Origin of the sequence: Flavobacterium ranwuense, assembly GCF_004349315.1 — a bacterium.
GTDB lineage: Bacteria > Bacteroidota > Bacteroidia > Flavobacteriales > Flavobacteriaceae > Flavobacterium > Flavobacterium ranwuense.
In genome coordinates this window covers 366824-386313 of sequence record NZ_SMLH01000001.1, presented here as the reverse complement: position 1 = coordinate 386313, position 19490 = coordinate 366824, and the positions used below count along the sequence as shown (strand labels likewise).

17 protein-coding genes are annotated in these 19490 nt (G+C 34.0%); 8 read left to right on the top strand and 9 right to left on the bottom strand.

Annotated features, from left to right (window positions below; translation table 11 throughout):
* Positions 1 to 11: 11 nt before the first annotated feature.
* The 3 genes from E0I61_RS01635 to E0I61_RS01625 form a co-directional block, all read right to left on the bottom strand.
* A complete protein-coding gene (locus E0I61_RS01635; RefSeq protein ID WP_132069686.1) occupies positions 12 to 2333 on the bottom strand; it encodes a M28 family peptidase in 2322 nt (773 codons plus the stop codon).
* Between the two features lie 97 nt (positions 2334 to 2430).
* A complete protein-coding gene (locus E0I61_RS01630; RefSeq protein WP_131990969.1) occupies positions 2431 to 2781 on the bottom strand; it encodes a hypothetical protein in 351 nt (116 codons plus the stop codon).
* Positions 2778 to 4307, bottom strand: coding sequence for a bifunctional GNAT family N-acetyltransferase/carbon-nitrogen hydrolase family protein (locus E0I61_RS01625; RefSeq protein ID WP_132068960.1), 1530 nt, complete (start codon positions 4305 to 4307; stop codon positions 2778 to 2780). Before E0I61_RS01625 ends, E0I61_RS01630 begins: the two co-directional genes overlap by 4 nt.
* Before the next feature lie 216 nt (positions 4308 to 4523).
* Here E0I61_RS01625 and E0I61_RS01620 point away from each other — a divergent pair, with 216 nt between their 5' ends.
* Positions 4524 to 4856: a single-stranded DNA-binding protein gene (locus E0I61_RS01620; protein ID WP_099713873.1), complete on the top strand. Its 333-nt coding sequence runs from the start codon at positions 4524 to 4526 to the stop codon at positions 4854 to 4856.
* Between the two features lie 370 nt (positions 4857 to 5226).
* Here E0I61_RS01620 and E0I61_RS01610 read toward each other — a convergent pair whose 3' ends face one another.
* The 6 genes from E0I61_RS01610 to metG form a co-directional block, all read right to left on the bottom strand.
* Positions 5227 to 5745 carry a ferritin gene (locus E0I61_RS01610; RefSeq protein ID WP_132068958.1) on the bottom strand — a complete coding sequence of 173 codons (519 nt, stop codon included), beginning with the start codon at positions 5743 to 5745 and terminating at the stop codon, positions 5227 to 5229.
* A 129-nt stretch (positions 5746 to 5874) separates the two neighbouring features.
* Positions 5875 to 7287, bottom strand: coding sequence for a hypothetical protein (locus E0I61_RS01605; protein WP_132068956.1), 1413 nt, complete (start codon positions 7285 to 7287; stop codon positions 5875 to 5877).
* 45 nt (positions 7288 to 7332) lie between these two features.
* Positions 7333 to 7968, bottom strand: a complete 636-nt coding sequence (locus E0I61_RS01600) for a chloramphenicol acetyltransferase (RefSeq protein ID WP_132068954.1) — start codon at positions 7966 to 7968, stop codon at positions 7333 to 7335.
* A 210-nt stretch (positions 7969 to 8178) separates the two neighbouring features.
* A complete protein-coding gene (locus E0I61_RS01595) occupies positions 8179 to 9441 on the bottom strand; it encodes an OmpA family protein (protein WP_131990981.1) in 1263 nt (420 codons plus the stop codon).
* Between the two features lie 235 nt (positions 9442 to 9676).
* Positions 9677 to 10363, bottom strand: a complete 687-nt coding sequence (locus tag E0I61_RS01590; protein ID WP_132068952.1) for an HAD family hydrolase — start codon at positions 10361 to 10363, stop codon at positions 9677 to 9679.
* Between the two features lie 81 nt (positions 10364 to 10444).
* Complete coding sequence (gene metG, locus E0I61_RS01585; protein WP_132068949.1) at positions 10445 to 12505, bottom strand: methionine--tRNA ligase; 2061 nt, start codon at positions 12503 to 12505, stop codon at positions 10445 to 10447.
* 366 nt (positions 12506 to 12871) lie between these two features.
* Here metG and E0I61_RS01580 point away from each other — a divergent pair, with 366 nt between their 5' ends.
* The 7 genes from E0I61_RS01580 (at position 12872) to E0I61_RS01555 (ending at position 19457) form a co-directional block, all read left to right on the top strand.
* Entirely contained in the window at positions 12872 to 14359 is a 1488-nt protein-coding gene (locus tag E0I61_RS01580; protein WP_132068947.1) for an AAA family ATPase, read from the top strand.
* Positions 14360 to 14375: 16 nt separating this feature from the next.
* A complete protein-coding gene (locus E0I61_RS16230) occupies positions 14376 to 14546 on the top strand; it encodes a hypothetical protein (protein WP_165930164.1) in 171 nt (56 codons plus the stop codon).
* Positions 14547 to 14614: 68 nt separating this feature from the next.
* On the top strand, positions 14615 to 15154 hold the full coding sequence (locus tag E0I61_RS01575) for a DMP19 family protein (protein ID WP_132068945.1): 540 nt from the start codon (positions 14615 to 14617) through the stop codon (positions 15152 to 15154).
* A 214-nt stretch (positions 15155 to 15368) separates the two neighbouring features.
* Positions 15369 to 16640 carry a serine--tRNA ligase gene (gene serS / locus E0I61_RS01570; RefSeq protein ID WP_132068943.1) on the top strand — a complete coding sequence of 424 codons (1272 nt, stop codon included), beginning with the start codon at positions 15369 to 15371 and terminating at the stop codon, positions 16638 to 16640.
* A 29-nt stretch (positions 16641 to 16669) separates the two neighbouring features.
* Positions 16670 to 17251, top strand: coding sequence for an LOG family protein (locus E0I61_RS01565; RefSeq protein ID WP_132068941.1), 582 nt, complete (start codon positions 16670 to 16672; stop codon positions 17249 to 17251).
* Positions 17252 to 17305: 54 nt separating this feature from the next.
* Positions 17306 to 19081, top strand: coding sequence for a tetratricopeptide repeat protein (locus E0I61_RS01560; RefSeq protein WP_132068939.1), 1776 nt, complete (start codon positions 17306 to 17308; stop codon positions 19079 to 19081).
* 64 nt (positions 19082 to 19145) lie between these two features.
* Positions 19146 to 19457 (top strand): DUF4286 family protein, encoded by a 312-nt coding sequence (locus tag E0I61_RS01555; protein ID WP_131990995.1) that lies wholly within the window; start codon positions 19146 to 19148, stop codon positions 19455 to 19457.
* Positions 19458 to 19490: the final 33 nt, after the last annotated feature.

The window sequence follows — 19490 nt, the reverse complement described above, 5'->3', positions numbered from 1 at the left end:
AGATAGTTTTATTATGGTTTTTTCAAACTGTCTTTAACAACTGTCATACTATCTTTTACAATAGAATTTGCAATCGTATTTTCCAAAGTATTTACAACTGATAACGGACTTGGTTTTATTTTTTGTTTGATTACCACAGCATCATTCAAAACAAAAGGAGTTGGCATCATCCAGTTTTCTCTTTTTGCTATTCCAAATAAAGGATTAGTCATTAAATCGAAAGAACTTTCCATCAGTTCCATATCTAAAACCGTTGCGACATTTACGCTGAACTGCATTTCCAAAGGTATGTTTCCAACTACATAATAACTCAATATTTTCTTTCCTTTTCGTTGGTAAAGTGAATTTTTCTGACCTAAAGTAGTCACGCCATTTGCTTTGAAATTATGAATAGCCATTTTTTCATTGGCAAAAATATCATAGCGATTGACGTTTCTATTAGGGGAAATTTTTATTTTCAAATACCTTTGATTACCAACCACTCGGTCTTCCAGGAATTCTATATTTGGTTTGAGGATCCCTTTTTTAGGAGCTTCGGCTGCATAGGTAAAACCAGAATTGTATTTGCTGAACAATGGTGTTTCATTCAAAGCCATTGCTTCTTTTGGGTTTTCACCCAAATAGCCTTTGGTCCAGGAATCAAGATTGGTGTCATACGTTGCCCAATTGGCTTTGTCTGTATCGGCATTGTAGACGTACAATAAACTGTTTGATTTGGCTTTTCCATATTCGTAACCTGATTCAGAATGTGCTTTCGCAAAAAAGCCAATAGCAAGCACAAAAAACACTAAAGACCAGATTCCCTTTTTGGCGAAAGCCCCAAAAACAGGCAACAATAATCCAAAGGTCAAAACAGTAAGAACAGCACTTCCAAACAGCACTTTTAACCCCAAACCGATAGGAAACATCTGGATAAAAGGCGCTATGATTATCAAAGCCGGAATGCTAAAAACAAGACTTAATATTTTACGGGATTTTTGGGTAATGATAAATGCAGCAAATAAAAATAGTCCAAAATAAACTGGAATAATCAAGAAACCGGCTCCTTGTAAACTAAAAGCAAGAGCTCCATTAATCAAAATCCAAATAAATAATGGGGCGACATAATGATTCATGGTCACTTTCTTGGCAGAAAAACGGTTGTAAAATGCTAACGTTATGGCTAAACCCAGAAGCACAAATGCTGCAATATAGGCGTGTCCGTTATAGGTAAATCCGTTGAGTAAATCATTGTATTGCGGGTACAAGATCAGCAATGCTTTCCAACCAAAAAAAGTAATTAATCCAGTACCGATCAGGGAGCTTAAAAATGGTATAAATCCTATCCCAATTTTGCGGAATGATAAAATACGCTTGGCTCTTCCTAAAAATAACAGGAAAATAAACAGTGCCAATGCGATTACCACCATTGGTAAAACCCAGCTAAAAGGATAGTTTATAAAAGTATATGGAATGGTAAAATAGACGTGATCTTCGCTGGCTTGCGTCGTATTTAAATCGGCATTTGAGAAATAATTCAATAGCGGCATTATATAAGTGCCTTGATGTGCTAACGTATTTTTGTTTAAATGATTGATGTCATCCTGAGCGGTGTGATAGTTAAAATGGTCATCGATAAAAGCAAAATTATACCCTTGAATATTGCCTTGTTCTCTGAAAACGGTCAAATCGGTGTCGTTAGGTAACATTTTATAAATGCTGTACATCAAGGAATTTGAAACTGGAAAAGTCGTTTTTGCGGCAGCAAACTCTTTAACCAATCCTGCATTCCCATTATTAGTTTCCATCAACATATAGCTGGGGCCGGAAGAACCACGCGCTTCAAAATTAAGTGCCAAACCTATTTCTTTAGCCCAATGGTGTTTTGTGACAAACAATGCTGCGCCATTTAATCCTAATTCTTCAGCATCTGAAAACAGAATGATAATGTCATTTTTATGAGGGGTTTTGGAATATAAAAAAGCACGAACACTCTCCAGGATTGTCGCTACACCGGAACCCGCATCACTTGCCCCTTTGGAGTAGGAATGTGGCGCGCTGTCATAATGGGTAAGCAATAACAAAGCTTTAGAGTTAGAAGTTCCTTTTATTCGAGCTAATATATTTTTTGATTGTACTAAATTTCCCCAATCGCTCAAGGTATATCCTTCCTGAACGGAAGTTTCCAGTCCTAACTTGTTCAGCTCTTTTACGAGATAATTAGCAACCACTTCATGTTCTTTGGAACCTACATAATGGGGTTGTTTTGAAATGGCTTCCACTTGTTTTAAAGCTCTCTTGGTCGAAAATTCAGAAAGAGGACCTTCTTCATCTGAAGTCCAATGCGGCATCATGGTAAAGTAAATCAGCCCAAGAATTCCTAGGAGAAATAAAGTGGCGAAAATTGAGGAATTATCTTTTTTCATTTTTGGTTAGATAGGTTTGGGGTATTTAAATGTCTTTTTTGACTAGCATATAATAATCATTGTCCAAAAACATATAGCCTTGGTCATACAGGAAATAGTAGGTATTCCCAGTTTTAGTTTGTAAAATATTGGTAAAAAACTCAAAATCAAAACCTTTGCTCAGAAGTTTTGCCCGAGTGGTTTTTGATTTTCCTTCAATATTAAGTTCTGACAAAACACGGTAATTCTTGCGTAACTTATTGTTGATGTTGCGCATAAAATTAGTACTATCTTTGTTTATTTTATTGTTGTAGGCATTACGACAACCGTCACTGCAAAACTTTTTGTCTTCGCGACCTACAATTTTCTCTCCACATTCTAAGCAGGTTTTATTCATGGATTGATTTTTTTAATTTCGTACAAATCAGTTCTGCGATCTTTTAAGATTCTGGCGCTTCCGTGTTCGTGAAGCTCTTTAAGCAAATTCAAATCCACGTCTACAATCAAAGTCATTTCAGTATTAGGAGTGGTTTCCGCTTTTATTCCGGTGCTGGGAAATGCAAAATCCGATGGAGTGAAAACAGCGGTTTGTGCATATTGAATATCCATATTGTTCACTTTTGGAAGATTTCCAACGCACCCTGCAATGGCTACATAACATTCGTTTTCTATGGCTCGGGCTTGTGCACAGTGTTTGACTCTGATGTAACCACTTTGTGTATCGGTTAAAAACGGTACAAATAAAATATTCATTTCTTCATCGGCCATTAATCGCGCCATTTCCGGAAACTCAACATCATAACAAATCATGATGCCTATTTTTCCACAATCAGTATCAAAAGTTCTAATTTGTGAGCCACCTTTCATTCCCCAATGCAAAACTTCATTGGGAGTAATATGGATTTTATAATACATTTCAGAGGTTCCGTCTCTTTTACAAAGAAATCCTACATTGTACAATGTGCCATTTTCTAAGTAGGGCATGCTTCCTGAAATGATGTTAATGTTATACGATATGGCAAGTTCCTGAAATTTTTTGCGAATGGGGTCTGCATATTTTGCAAGCTCTCTAATGGCATCAGGTTCGGCTAAATGATTGTAATCTGCCATAAGTGGAGCAATAAACAACTCCGGAAAAAGGGCAAAATCACTTTTATAACCGGATACGGCATCAATAAAAAATTCAGCTTGTTCAAATAAAGCTTCTAAGTTTATTAGCGGACGCATTTGCCACTGAATTAATCCAAGTCTGATGATACTTTTTTGGGTATTTATTAATTGCGGACTTTCGTCATAATAAATATTATTCCATTCTAATAAAACCGCAAATTCTTTGGAATCGATGTCTCCTGCCAAATAGTTTTTCATAATTCTCATCACGTGAAAATCATTACTCAACTGAAAGGAAAGTACGGAATCGTGCAATTCTTTTAGTTTTACTTTTTCGATATATTTTTTTGGGGTCAGCTCTTTGGCGTATTTATTGTAATTTGGGATCCTTCCGGCAAAAACAATAGCCTTCAGGTTCAGTTTCTCACACAATTCTTTTCGCGCATCGTACAATCGTCTGCCAAGCCGTAAACCCCTATAGTCAGGATGAATAAATACATCAATTCCATACAATATTTCCCCTTTTGGATTGTGTGTAGAGAAAGTGTAATTCCCTGTTATTTTAGCGTAATCCGGGTTTTTATCAACTAAAATCTCGGGTACAATTAATGATAATGCGGCGCCTACCACTTTCTTATCTGCAATAATTACAAATTGCCCTTCAGAAAATAAGTCCAGTAATCTTTCAATGTCTTTTTCTTTCCAATACGAATCAGCAAGTTCAGGATAGGACTTTACCATTGATTTTTTTAATTCCTTGTAGTCTTCAATCTTCAGATTTCGTAATTCTACTTTTTTTATTTTGGCTAGCATAAGAAGTTGATTTCTATCAAATATAACTAATTTTTTCCATTTACAAACGTTTACAAATAGTTACAACCGAAAGTAAACAGTTAGTAACCGAATACTTTTTGGAAGGCATCGCATCTTTGCAATGTTGATTTGAAACAATGTCAATTTCAATTTCAATAGCAATTACAATGACAATAAAAAAATTACATATACACTAACATTTAAATTTTACACGCCATGAGCACATTAAGAAACAAAGTACAGTTAATTGGACATGTAGGAAATGATCCAGAAATCAAAACTTTTGACGGAGGAAAAAAACTAGCCAATTTCACATTAGCAACAAACGAAAGCTATAAAAACGACAAAGGAGAAAAAGTAGAAGAAACCCAATGGCACAAACTTGTGGCTTGGGGGAAAACGGCTGAAATTATAGAAAAATATGTTACTAAAGGAAAGGAAATTGCCATTGAAGGAAAATTGACCCATAGAAGTTATGATGATAAAAATGGTGAAAAGCGCTATGTTACCGAAGTAGTGGTAAATGATGTGCTTCTTTTGGGGAAATAGTTTTTAGTGATCAGTATTCAGTCCCCGTTTTCGGTCTCATGTCTGCAGTTATTGTACTGTTGCAAACTATGACTGAAAACCGAATAAAAAACCATCGATATACGTCGATGGTTTTTTATTAGCTATTAGAACTGTAAACTAATTACTAACCACTATTTTTTTTGCGTAAATCAAATTTAGGGCAATTTTTGCAACGTTTATGTTCTCCTTTTTTATATTTTTCACAGCATTCGGACTTGAGGTTTTCTTTAGCAGATCCGTTTTTGAGGAGTTTTTTTTTATCCTTTTTCTTTTCCTTCTTTTTATCCTTTTTACTCAATTTCGGCAGCATTAAAATCAAGTTACACTATTTATTCTAAAGAGTGTCTCGCTATTTAGAGCCTTTAGATGTCTCGCTGTTTAAAGTCAGCTGTTGAATATCTCTGTCAAATAAATACAAACCACCTTTATCATCACCAATTAGATTTATTTTATCCAAAATAAGTTTAGCTTGAGCTTCTTCTTCAATTTGTTCGGCTACGTACCATTGTAAAAAGTTGTGTGTGGCATAATCTTTTTCAGAAAAGGAAATGTGAACCAATTCGTTAATCGAATCAGAAACAAAAAGTTCGTGCTTATACAATTCTTCAAACATTTCTTTGAAGGTTTTATAACTCGTTTTTGGTGCTTTCAATTCAGAAACTCGAGCATGACCGCCACGCTCGTTTATATATTTCACCAACTTAAGCATGTGTGTACGTTCCTCATCGGATTGTGCATACATAAATTTCGAAATCCCTTCCAGACCATGAGTTTCGGCCCATGAAGCCATAGAAAGATAGGTTTGGGATGATTCAGCTTCAATTCTAATCTGATTGTTCAGCGCGTGTTCTATATTTTTTGATAGCATGGCAGTATGTTTTAAGTAAAGTTACAAAAATAATTCGTTTCCTTTTTTTTGAAACCGAGAAAACATAATGCATTTGGAATAAATTTAAGTATTCTCGCTAGAAAATATTTCAATAAAGTTGATTTATATTCAATTATATCCATCTTTAAATTTACGCATAACATATTCTTTTGTGACACTGTCGTAGTAACCCAAAATAAAATAATCTTTAAATTTTATTATATTTTCTAAAGCCACTTCTTTATGCTGACTTAAAAAATAGGAAATAGTATCAATAGCAAGTGGTGGTGATTGCTGATTGTTAAACTCAAAATTTTTGTCCCAGCTGCTTTCAAAAAAAACAGTTTCTGTATGAATATTTGGTGAAAAATTATTTTGCGGAAACATTTGCTCAAATTCATCATCGGATTGCCCAAAACTGACATTATTCCTTGAATAATAATCCACAAAATCATTTTTTGGAGTTCCTCCAAATGTAATTAAAGTGTGTTTTTTGTTTTTAAAAACCGATACACCAATATCTAAATTAGACAAATACTGCAGGAATTTTTTCGTTTTGTTTAATTCTTTTGGCTTTCCATTCTCTCTTTGTATTAATAATGGGGAGTTTTTGAAGCGAATTGTATCATTTTTAGAAACAGTAATGTTTTTTATAGTCAAACCAGAATCATAGTCTTTTACATCAAACAAAAAACCATCTACATTGGCATTAACCTGAAATATTTTGTTTTCATAAAAAAAAGAGTTTGATGATCGCGCTGCTTTTTTTGGAATGGGTTGAGCGAAGTTTTTTTCGGTTATAATATGGTTTTTGAAATTAAGATCAAAGACTTGTGTTTTTTTAGGATTATGATCTAATGTTAGGATAATGCGCTCATCGAGCATATAAACTTTGCTTTTCTGCGTGCTTTTGAATAACGGATTGTAATCGTCAACTTCCATTTTTTCAATAGGAAAGGCTTCAATAACTTTATTAAAAGGTATTCTTTGTGTATTTTTATTTTGAAAAAGAAAGTCTGAAAAATCAAATGTTTTTTCTTCAGCTCTTCCGTTTTTAAAAGCATAAAGAGTTAAAGTTTGTTCTGATAGATTTTTAGAAAGGAGATAGAATAAATTATTCTTCTGAAAAGAGGTTATAACATAATGATTTGAAGAAGGAAATCTAAATTTTAAAGCCTTAAAAGTTTTGTTTTCTAAATAATATTTGATCAGTATAATTTCATTAAAATCCATTGAAGACCAATAAAGAGTTGGATTTCCATCTTCGCTAAAACTATATCCAATTATTGATTTGTTTTCTAAATTTAAGATCGAACCAGTATATTGATTGGTCAAGAACAAAGCGCTATTGTATTTTAAAATAGTAATATTCTGCTTGTTTGCTATAAAAGCAAAAACATCATGTGTTATTGTGTTTTCAGCATTCAAAATCTGATTATTTTCTTCAGATTTCTTTAAATCTAAAGGATAGGAGGTCAATACTGTTTGACTTAACAATGTTGATTGGTAGATCAGTAGCAAGAAGAGTAAAATGTTTTTCATATAGCTTTACCTACAAAAATCATTCCGAAATTTTAACAAAAAATTTCATAATGAACGATTCATCAATTCCTGAAAACAATCTACAAATTGTCCTAAATGTAAGCCATCTACTAATCCATGATGTACATGAATTGACATTGGCATGGTTCTCTTGCCGTTTTCAGCAATTTTCATTTTTCCAAAAGAAATCTTCGGGCAGCTATCCGGGAAAGTATAACTTCTAGCATGCGATAACGAAGTGAAATCCAACCACGGAATTGCCGAAAAATGGATTACATTATCATCCGTAAATGTTCGGGTGAAAAGACCGGTCGTGTTTTGTATTCTTTCAATCTCCGCCAATGCAGTCGCAGTAAAAATACCAAAATCAGAGTTGTATTCGATTAAAGAAAATCCGAAACTTCCATCTTCTCTGCCAATAGTTGCAGAAGCATTAATTTGGTCATAAATATATATATGATCATCCGAAATCCTGTAGCGAAATGATTCGGTGGCATTGACGGCAACCAACGTTTTGTGTAAATAGTAGATAAAAAAGGAAGTGTTCAGCGATTTTGCGGTTGCATAGGCTTTGGTACAATCAATCTCTACAGTGGCGCCAAAAAAGGGTTCTTCAAATTTTCTAAAAAAATGGAAATGCTCCTTTCTAGACCAGTTGTCTATATTTAAAAGTGTTTTCAAGATTTTGTGATTTTATTTATGGTTCAAAAATACAGCTATTCTTTTGATACTTGAATTTGTTTTATTTAACTTTTGTCGTAAACAAACTAGAAAATTGAAGTTTATAATTCCGGGATATTCAAAAAAGTTTTTGATAGAACGGGGAATAACAGGCATAAAAAAAGCCCTAAAAGAAATTTCCTTTAGGGCTTTATGATATAAAAAAGTAGCTTATTTTACTATGAAAGTAACTCTTCTAACTAATTTTCTTGCATTTTCTGAAGTTTTATCAACTGAAGTATCTTCACCAGCAGCAATTACATTCAATCTTGATGCATCAACTTTAGCTTTCACTAAGGTGTTTTTTACATTAGCAGCTCTTGCATTAGATAATTTATCATTGTATGCAGATCTTCCTATTTCGTCAGCATGACCAGTAATGTCAACTGAAGAAGAAGGATTGTTTCTCAAGTATGTCAAGATAAAATCAATACCTTCAGTAGATACGTTAGTTGGTTTAGATTTGTCAAAATCAAAATAAACCGCAACATAACCACCGTTAATTAAGCTTTTGATTAATTCATTATCGTATACAATACCAGTATCACCAGTTTTAGCAGCGTAATTTTTCAAGATAAAAGCTTCTGTTTCGTCAGGAACATTATTGTTGTTTTTATCAATTGATCTTCCTTTAGTATCAACCATTGCGCCTGCAGGAGTACTTAACTCTTCATCTAAATAATCAGCTACACCATCTTTATCAGAGTCTAGCATTTTATTTTCAATAGCCATAAATCTTGCGTCAATTGCGTCAAATCTACCTTCGTGATCGATAACCCAGTCAGCATGTTTTTCGTTTTTACCTAAGTAAACAGTTAAACCTACCGTACCATTGAAAAGTACACCGCCGAAACCAGGAGATCCTATTGTACTTGCACCATCAAAAGTACGGTTTTGTTTAGCATTAAGAATTGTTGTAAAATCTCCAGTCAATGCAATTCTATTAGATAATTTAATTTGACCAGTAACACCAGCAATAAAATTACCCATTCTGTCAGTTCCTGAAAAGTTATCAGATTCACCAAAACCTAATCCAAAACCAGCGTGACCTAATAAACCAAGAGTGTTTGTCCAAGTTTCAAAGCTCATGATTCTTCCTAAGTTGGCAACTGCCTGTAAATCAGCTCTATAGTATTTAGAATCAAATCCTATTGAATTTTCACCTTCTTTAAAACTGTTATATCCAAAATCAGCTTTTAAACCAAATTTGTTATTGAACATATAACGCACACCTAAATCAGCTACATAAGCACTAGTAACAGCAGTTCTATATCCAGCAGTCATAGGTCTCATCGGTTTGTTTAAACCACCAGCTAATTCAACAGACCATTTGTTAAATTCAGTTCCAGTACTTGCGCTTTCTACATTTTCTGTTTGAGCACTCAAAGTTGTCATTGCAGAAGCAAAAACTAACGTAAGTATGATTTTTTTCATAATTTTATTATTTAATAATTTTATGCAAAAGTAAAACATATTGTTAGATAAGAAATTTTAAACAGTTAATTATGTAAGAATTAGTTTTAATTCTGTAAATCGAGTTAGGAATAGCGCTTTTGGCAATATTTTGTAATATTTTTATAGATTATATAAAAATATTAACTTTAAATCACAGTATTTTTGGTTGAAAAACATTGTAATTAATGATCAAAGAGGTTTAAAACAGGGTTTTTTATTCTAATCTTTTTAAAACTTCTGTTATTTTTTCGAAAGCACTGAAGTTTACATGTTCTACTTTATGTTCTATTTTTTCGTGTGCCCAAGTCGTATGAAACGGAATATGAACGGCGTGTCCGCCAATGGCTAAAACCGGTAAAACATCTGATTTTAAAGAATTGCCAATCATAAAAAACTCCTCGGGTTGTATTTCCAAGCGTTTGATCAAGTCCGAATAATCAATTTCTTGTTTGTCTGACATCACTTCGATATGGTGAAAATAATGACCTAAACCAGAATTATGAAGTTTTCGGCGTTGATCTAATAAATCACCTTTGGTGGCCACAACCAACTTGTATTTCCCATGCAAAGCTTCCAGGGTTTCTTCTACACCATCTAATAAAATAATCGGTTTCTCGAGTAATTCTTTTCCGTATTGGATGATTTTTTCAATAATTTCAATAGGAATGGTATTGTTCGAAATATTCATTGCTGCTTCAATCATGGATAAAATATAGCCTTTTATACCGTATCCGTATAATTTAAGATTATCAATCTCCACCTTGAAAAGCTCTTGTGAAATTCCTTGATGTGACAAATAATCTTCCATCAATCCACAGAATTTTTTCTCGGTTTCATCAAAATAGGTTTCGTTGATCCATAAGGTATCATCGGCGTCGAAAGCAATCACTTTTAGGTTCATATTTGTTTCATTTTACCGCGAATTCGCTAATTAATATATTTAAGAGTATATATTAATTAGCGAATTCGCGGTTGATTTTTCTTAATTTATCGTCTCTCCATTCGCAACACCATCCGTGTCTGGATTTACAAAAACCAATTTCCCTTCGGCATTCGTAGTCATCAAAATCATTCCTTGGCTTTCTACGCCACGAAGATTTCTTGGAGCCAAATTCACTAGAACCGTTACTCTTTTTCCAACAATGTCTTCTGGTTTGAAACTCTCTGCAATTCCTGAAACTATCGTACGAACATCAATTCCGGTATCTACCTTCAAAATCAAAAGTTTGTTCGCTTTCGGCATTTTTTCAGCTTCCAGAATCGTTCCTACACGAATGTCCATTTTGGCAAAATCCTCAAATTGAATCGCTTCTTTTTGTGGTTCTGCAACTTTATTCTCTGCTTTATTGGCGGTTTTAGTCGCTTCCAGTTTGTCAATTTGTTTTTGGATTTCCTCGTCTTCAATTTTAGCAAACAATAATTCAGCTTCGCCAATTTGGTGTCCCGCCGGAATTAAATCAGAATTTTGAGCAATAGTGTTCCAGCCTATTTTATCTTCAACTTTAAGTATTTTAGAAAGTTTCTTTGCTGTAAAAGGCAAAAACGGCTCACACAACACACTCAAAGCAGCAGCAATTTGTAACGCAACATACATTTGCGTTTGTACGCGCTCCGGATTGTCTTTAATGACTTTCCAAGGCTCTTCATCTGCCAAATATTTGTTTCCTAAACGGGCCACATTCATTAATTCACTCAAGGCTTCGCGGAATCTGTAACGTTCCAGAGAACTAGAAATCACAGCAGGATATGCTTTTAATTCGGTTAAAGTAGCTTCATCCACTTCCGAAAGTTCATTCGGTTGCGGAACAATTCCATTGTAATATTTATTGGTTAAAACCACGACACGGTTAATAAAATTCCCGTAAATCGCCACCAATTCATTATTGTTTCTCGCCTGAAAATCTTTCCAGGTAAAATCATTATCTTTGGTTTCCGGTGCATTTGATGTCAACGCATAACGCAAAACATCTTGCTGATTTGGGAATTCTTCCAAATATTCGTGCAGCCAAACTGCCCAGTTTTTAGAAGTCGACAATTTATTTCCTTCCAAGTTCAAAAACTCATTGGCAGGTACATTGTCCGGCAAAATATAACTTCCTTCGGCTTTCAACATCGCAGGGAAAATGATGCAATGGAAAACAATATTGTCTTTCCCAATGAAGTGAACCAGTTTAGTGTCTATGTCTTTCCAGTAGGGTTCCCACTCTTTTCCTTCGCGCAAAGCCCATTCTTTGGTTGACGAAATATAACCAATCGGCGCATCAAACCACACGTATAATTTTTTTCCTTCGGCACCCTCAACAGGAACGTCAATTCCCCAGTCCAAGTCACGGGTTACTGCGCGAGGTTCCAATCCGCCGTCAATCCATGATTTTACTTGTCCGTAAACATTCGGTTTCCAGTCATTTTTATGTCCTACGAGAATCCATTCTTTCAAGAAATCTTCATAACGGTCCAAAGGCAAAAACCAGTGTTTCGTTGCTTTCATAATCGGAGTTTCTCCCGTAATGGTCGATTTTGGATTAATCAAATCTGTAGCATTCAACGTTGAACCACATTTTTCGCATTGATCGCCATAGGCTTCTTCGTTGCCACATTTTGGGCAAGTTCCCACCACAAAACGGTCAGCCAAGAATTGATCTGCTTTTGCATCATACAATTGCTCGGTCACTTCTTCGATAAAATCACCTTTATCATACAGTTTTTTAAAAAATTCCGAAGCCGTATCATGATGAATTTTAGCCGAAGTTCTGGAATAATTATCAAACGAAATTCCAAAATCAGAGAATGATTTACGGATTATTCCGTCATATTTGTCAATTACTTCCTGTGGCGTAATGCCTTCTTTTTTGGCTTTCATCGAAATCGCCACGCCGTGTTCGTCACTTCCGCAAACAAACAAAACGTCTCTTCCCTGCAATCTTAAATATCGGGAATAAATGTCCGAAGGCACGTAAACACCCGCCAAATGGCCAATGTGAATCGGTCCGTTCGTATACGGCAATGCCGCTGTAATCGTATATCTTTTTGGATTCTGTATCATGATTCAATTTTATTGAGTGCAAAAATAAGCAATAGAATTGAGAGTTGTATGGTTTTTATTAGGAGCTAATCCCGCTATTCGTTACAATCTTTTTGGCTCGTTAAAAAACGAGCCAAAAAGGATTTTCACTGCTATCGGGGCTAAAGAGCCACGCATAATTTTTTCTGAAAGATTTGGAAAACAATCTTTTTGTAAGATATTTTCATATATTTAGAGAATAATTAAATTTGATATTTGTCATACTTCTTTGCCTTAAATAAAGTCGATAAATAAAGTCGATTTGTGTGATTTTAAATTGCATATTAATTAGTTACCTGCAAATTGTTAAAAAATTAGAAAATCCAATAATGAATGTAATTAAAAATTATGACCAAATTAAACACATTAGATATTATAAATTTTAGACACATTGAAAATCAAACTGTTGAATTTGGAAAATACTTAACTGTCATAACTGGATTAAATGGAACTGGAAAATCTTCGATATTAGGTTGGATTGCTCAATTATGTGACTATAAATCAAAAGACATAACAATTCTTGATACTTTTTTCAAAGAGGATTATAAAAACGTATTCAAATTTTGTCCAAGTAATGATTATGACAAAGAATATGAAGTTAGATTTAATTACATTTCTGAAAATTCATTTATAGAAGAAAGCAAACAAATTGCAACTCGATATGTTGAGAAAACTGAAAAGTCACCAGAAAGATATAGAACAGATTTTGATGGCAGAGGAAAAGCATTAGATCACCCAATAATTTATATGGGTTTGAAAAGATTAATTCCTCTTGCAACGGAAAATAAAATAACAACGTTCAAGTCAACAATTCCATCAAAATATAGCATTACTTATTCTAACTTAATTAGAGAAATTTTTGTCTTGGTTAATGACAAAATAAATCCTGAAGCTATTAAATCAACAAATAAAAAATTGTTGGCTATCCAAACTGACACTTATGGCCATTTAGGCAATTCTGCTGGTCAAGACAATATTTCACAAATTATTTCCGCGTTAATTTCATTTGAAATGTTGAAAGAGAAAAAAGGTGCAAATTTTAAAGGGGGAATCATTTTAATTGACGAATTAGACTCAACATTATATGCGGCCTCACAATGTAAATTAATAGATATACTTTTCAGATTTGCAAGAAAACTTGAAATCCAAATAATTTTCACAACTCATTCAATAGAAATTTTAGAGTATTTAAGTCCGAAAAGTGGAAATGAAACCCAAATAAACTATTTTAACTTAGTCGATGGAAAAGTTAAAAACACAATAAACCCATCTATTGAATACGTTAAAAGAAAAATAAAAAATGAAGTTGCTCAATCTCAAAATATTGAAAAGATAAATTTTATTTGTGAAGATGAAGTCGCTCAATACTTTACTAAGAATTTAATAAATAATAGTGAACTAAAAAAAATAATTAATGTAGAAAAAGGGCCTTTTCCTGATGGAACGATAATTACAATGGCTGAATCTAATCATTCTATTTTTAAAAATGTTTACTTCATTTTAGATGGTGATGTAAAAGAAAAATTTAAAAACAGAAAAGTTCCTCCCAGAACAATTTTTCTTCCTTCTAATTCAAGGCCTGAAACAATTTTGTATAGATTTATCTTGAATCTGTCTGATGAAGATGAGTTTTGGGATGACGAAAAAAACTTCACAAAATCTACATGTTTTAACAATTATACTAATGACGGAAAAGGAACTCATAAAAGTTGGTTTGTAGATGCAACAAATAAAAAAAACTTTGGAGTCGGATATTCTAAAATACTAAACAGATGGAAAAAAGATAATTCTTCTGAAGTTGAAGATTTTTTAAATAGTATTAGAAAAATAATGTAATTCAAACTGCTAAATTATGGCAAAAGGACCCGAAAAAAACACCAAAAACAAGGCTTTACACACCAAATTGCTAAATCGGAAAAAGGCTAAACTTCAAGAGGATAAAAAAGAAAAAGCGTTACGGTTGAAAGCTTTAGTTACTAAAATGAATCAGAAAAAGAATAGTAATGAATCTGATGCCATATAAATCACAATGTATTTCTTTCCTGTAATAATTTACCCGAAATTTGCAGCACATATTCAAACACAAAACCTATGGAATTCGGTAGAATAATTATTTCAGAAACAGCCTTTAATAGTGAGAACCTTCAAGATGTGATTCACTCTAATATTTCGGTAATCAACTTAATGCGTGAGGAAGGTATAAACGATGATTTGATTCACGAAGATGCTATAATGAGTTATTATTTAGATTATTATACCTCACAATATACCGAAGGAAATTTTGCTCAGTTTGTACACAATTCGGGTTGGGATAAGGAACTAAACGAATTGATAGAAGAAGGTTTGGCACTAATTGGCGCCGAAAAACATTTGGAATTATTTCAACAACAATCCAAAAAAGTAAAATTAATGAGCAGTGTCAAGCTCAACAAATTCTTGAAAGGGAAATTGGAAGGCATAAATCCTATCCGAGATTTGCTTAACAACGACACTTTTTTTGAAATAGAAGAAAACCTGGTTACTTTGAATGCCGCTTTTTTAAAAACACACCCCGATTTTGAAGTCCTTTCTGTAGACGACATGTTTGCTGCTTTGGAAGAATTTGTGGGTCATGAGATTAAAAGAGCATAACCAAGTCAAAAGTCTTAAAGGTTTTTTTCTATTGTACTCCATTGTCTTTATATTATATTTAAATAAAGGGTGATTAAATAAGGTTATTTCCTAGAGTTTGACTTTGTGACTTCATGACTTTGGACTTTGGACTAATTTTTTGTCCCATTTCTATCAAACATTTCCTTAAATTTGCTTCCATTATTATAAAAGTTAGCGTTAAAAAAATCAAGCTATGTTACAAATCGCATTTATTAGAGAGAATCAAGAAAAAGTAATCAAGGCTTTGGCAAAGAGAAACATCGATGCTACAAGTGTTGTTGAAGAAGTGGTACAACTGGATGAAAAACGTCGCGCTACGCAAGTGGAGTTAGACGGAATTTTATCCGAATCTAATAAATTATCCAAAGATATTGGCGAATTGATGAAAGCGGGTGAGAAATCGAAAGCCGCCATTCTAAAAGAAAAAACCGTTTTAAACAAAGAGAAAAGCAAGAAATTAGCTGAAAGTGCTGATGTACTTGCCGCAGAACTTTTGGAAAAATTATACACGTTACCCAATCTTCCGGCTGATATTGTTCCTGTTGGAAAAACTCCCGAGGAAAACCTAAACGTTTTTGAAGAAGGGGAAATTCCAGTTTTGCACGAAGGAGCACAACCGCATTGGGAATTGGTAAAAAAATACGACATCATCGATTTTGAACTTGGAGTAAAAATCACAGGAGCAGGATTCCCAGTTTATAAAGGAAAAGGAGCGAAGTTACAGCGTGCCTTAATCAATTATTTCTTGGATAAAAATACTGCTGCGGGTTACAATGAAGTTCAAGTTCCACACATGGTAAACGAAGCATCTGCATATGGAACGGGACAATTGCCGGACAAAGAAGGGCAAATGTACCATGATAAAACCGATGACTTATACTTGATTCCAACGGCGGAAGTTCCTGTGACGAATTTGTTTCGTGATGTAATCCTTAACGAAAATGAATTACCAGTTTTAACTACAGCGTACACGCCTTGTTTCCGTCGTGAAGCAGGTTCTTATGGGGCACACGTTCGTGGATTGAACCGTTTGCATCAATTTGACAAAGTAGAAATTGTACGTGTAGAGCATCCTGATAAATCATACGAAGCTTTGGATGGAATGGTAGAACACGTTAAAAACATATTACAGGAATTGAAATTACCTTATAGAATTTTGCGTCTTTGTGGAGGCGATATGGGTTTTACATCAGCTTTGACGTATGATTTCGAAGTGTTTTCTACAGCACAAGATCGTTGGTTGGAAATCAGTTCAGTTTCTAATTTTGAGACTTTTCAAGCGAATCGTTTAAAATTGCGTTTCAAAGACAAAGACGGGAAAAACCAATTGGCACACACCTTAAACGGAAGTGCATTGGCTTTGCCAAGAGTTTTAGCTGGAATTTTAGAAAACTACCAAACACCGGAAGGAATCGTAATTCCAGAAGTTTTACGTCCGTATTGTGGGTTTGATATTATTGATTAGTTAAAATACTACTGAAAAATATTTTGTTGATGAAAAGAATTACGGTGTTCTGTGGCTCCAGTTTTGGGAATGATAAAAATCATGAGCTTCAAGCGGTATTGCTAGGACAGGTAATGGCCAAGAAGAACATTGATTTGGTTTACGGTGGAGCAAAAGTTGGTTTAATGGGTGCGGTTGCAGATGGTGTTTTGAGTGAAAACGGAAAAGTATTTGGTGTTTTACCTAGTTTTTTGATGTCTAAAGAGGTTGCTCACGATAATTTGACAGAATTAATTATTGTAGAAAGTATGCACGAAAGAAAAACCAAAATGAATGAATTAAGCGATGGCGTAATTGCATTGCCTGGTGGATTTGGAACTTTAGAGGAGTTTTTCGAAATGCTCACTTGGGCTCAGCTTGGACTTCATAAGAAACCAATTGGAATTTTAAACGTTGATGGATTTTATAATTTATTATTGCAATTTATCCAAAAAATGGTCGATAACGGTTTTTTAAAAGAAATAAATCAAAAGATGATTCTGGTTAGTAATGATGTGGAAGAGTTGTTGTACAAAATGGAAAATTACACGGCACCGGAAGTTGGAAAATGGATTAAAAAGGGAAATGAATAAATAGACTGATGTTTATTCCATAACCTAAATCTGAATTAAAAAAACAGGTAAAAAATGAAAAAAATCGTTCTCTTTATACATCTGTTTTTATCGCTATTTGCGTTTGCTCAAAACGAACAATTAGCGCAGTATTATTATGACAAAGGCGATTTTGAAAAAGCGAAAATCAGCTATGAAGAGTTGCTGCAAGAGATTCCATTAAACTCACAGTATTTTTTAAGAATAATAGATTGTTCGCAGCAATTACAGCAATTTGATAGTGCTGAAAAAGCCATTCAAGAACGACTTGAAAAATACAATCAAGGGAATCTTCTGGTGGAATTAGGGTATAATTTTCAGTTGCAAAAAAATGATGCCAAAGCCAAAATTTACTACGAGCAAGCATTAGATCGAATCAGAAAAAATCCAAATGAAGTCTACGGAATTTCAAACGCTTTTGAGAGAAAAGTGCTGCTCGAATACGCTCTGAAATCCTACCAAACCGCAACAGAATTGGAACCGAATTTTAATTTCAATTATCAAATAGGATTGCTTTACGGTCAATTGTCTAATATGGAAATGATGATTTCTACTTTTCTGGATGAAGCGTTTGCGAATCCTCAAAACTCCATTCGAATCCAAAATCAATTGGTTCGTTTTATGGTTGACGAAGGTGACGCAAACTTCAATGAAATATTACGTAAAGCATTAATTTTAAGAACACAAAAAAATCAAGATCTTTTTTGGAATCATTATTTGAGTTGGTTTTATGTACAGCAAAAAGAGTTCGAAAAAGCTTTTATTCAGGAAAAAGCCATTTACAAACGCAATCCGGAATCGCTTGCCAATATTGTAAATTTAGGGCAACTGGCCATTGAAGAAGAGAATCAGGAAACGGCTAAGGAAATTTTGGGCTTTGTATTGGAAAACACACAAGATTTAGAATTGCTTATTCAAGCGAATTCTTATTTGGTAACCATGAAAATTGAAAAAGCATCCGAAAATGACTTTGCAGCCATCAACACAGAATTAGACGGTTTGTTGAAACAATTTGAAATAAGTCCTTTTACCTTATCTTTGCAGCTGATTCAGGCACATTTTACAGCTTTTAATTTAAAAAAACCGGAGGAAGGAAAGGCAATAGTCAAGAGAGCGTTGGAATTGCAATTGAATGATTATGAATTGGCTAATGCCAAAATGGAACTGGCAGATATTTTGCTGTATGAAGAAAAATTTAACCAGGCTTTGATCTATTATTCGCAGATTGAATTGGATTTGAAGAATGATGTAATGGCGCATGAAGCCAGTTTGAAAGCCGCAAAAACCAGTTATTTCAAAACCGATTTTGCTTGGGCATTGAAGCAATTTAAGGAATTGAAATCGGCCAATACACAGTTGATCGCTAATGACGCTTTGGAATATTTTCTGTTAATCAATGACAATACCGCAGCCGATTCGACGCAAACGGCTTTGAAACAATTTGCAAAAGGAGACTATCTGTTGTATCAAAACAGAAATCAGGAAGCGGTAACGCAGTTTCAGACGATATTAAAAAATAATAAAGGACAGGAAATAGAAGCCGTGACCTTGTTGCGGTTAGGGAAAATATATGAAAAGAAAGGTGATTTTGCTTTGGCTCTAAGCCAATACCAAACGATTATTGATCAGCATAGCAACGGAATTTACATCGATGAAGCGTTGTATTTTTCGGCAGAAATTTATAACAAGCAATTGTTGCCTGAAAAAGCGAAACCACTATATGAAAAGGTATTGTTCAATCATCAGGACAGTATTTATTTTGTGGAAGCAAGGAAGAAATTCAGGCAATTGCGAGGCGATACTAATTTATAAAAAAGTTTGACAGGTTAAAAGTTTAACTGATTAACCAAAAAAACGATTAACCAAATTAACAATAATGATATTATATAACGTTACCACAAACATACATGAAAGCGTTCACGATCAATGGATGATTTGGATGCAACACAAACATATTCCTGAAATTCTGGCTACAGGGAAATTCTCTTCGGCAAGAATGGTACGGGTTTTAATTGAAGAAGAAATGGGCGGAGTAACCTATTCAGTTCAATATGCAACGGACAGCAAAGAAACTTTGGAGAAATACTACCAGGAAGATGCACCAGCTTTTCGCGAAGAAGGATTGAAATTATTTGGAGATAAAATGCTTGCTTTTAGAACAGAATTAGAATTGATTGCAGATTATTAAAAAAGTGTTCAGAGTTCGGTTTTTTAGTGTTCA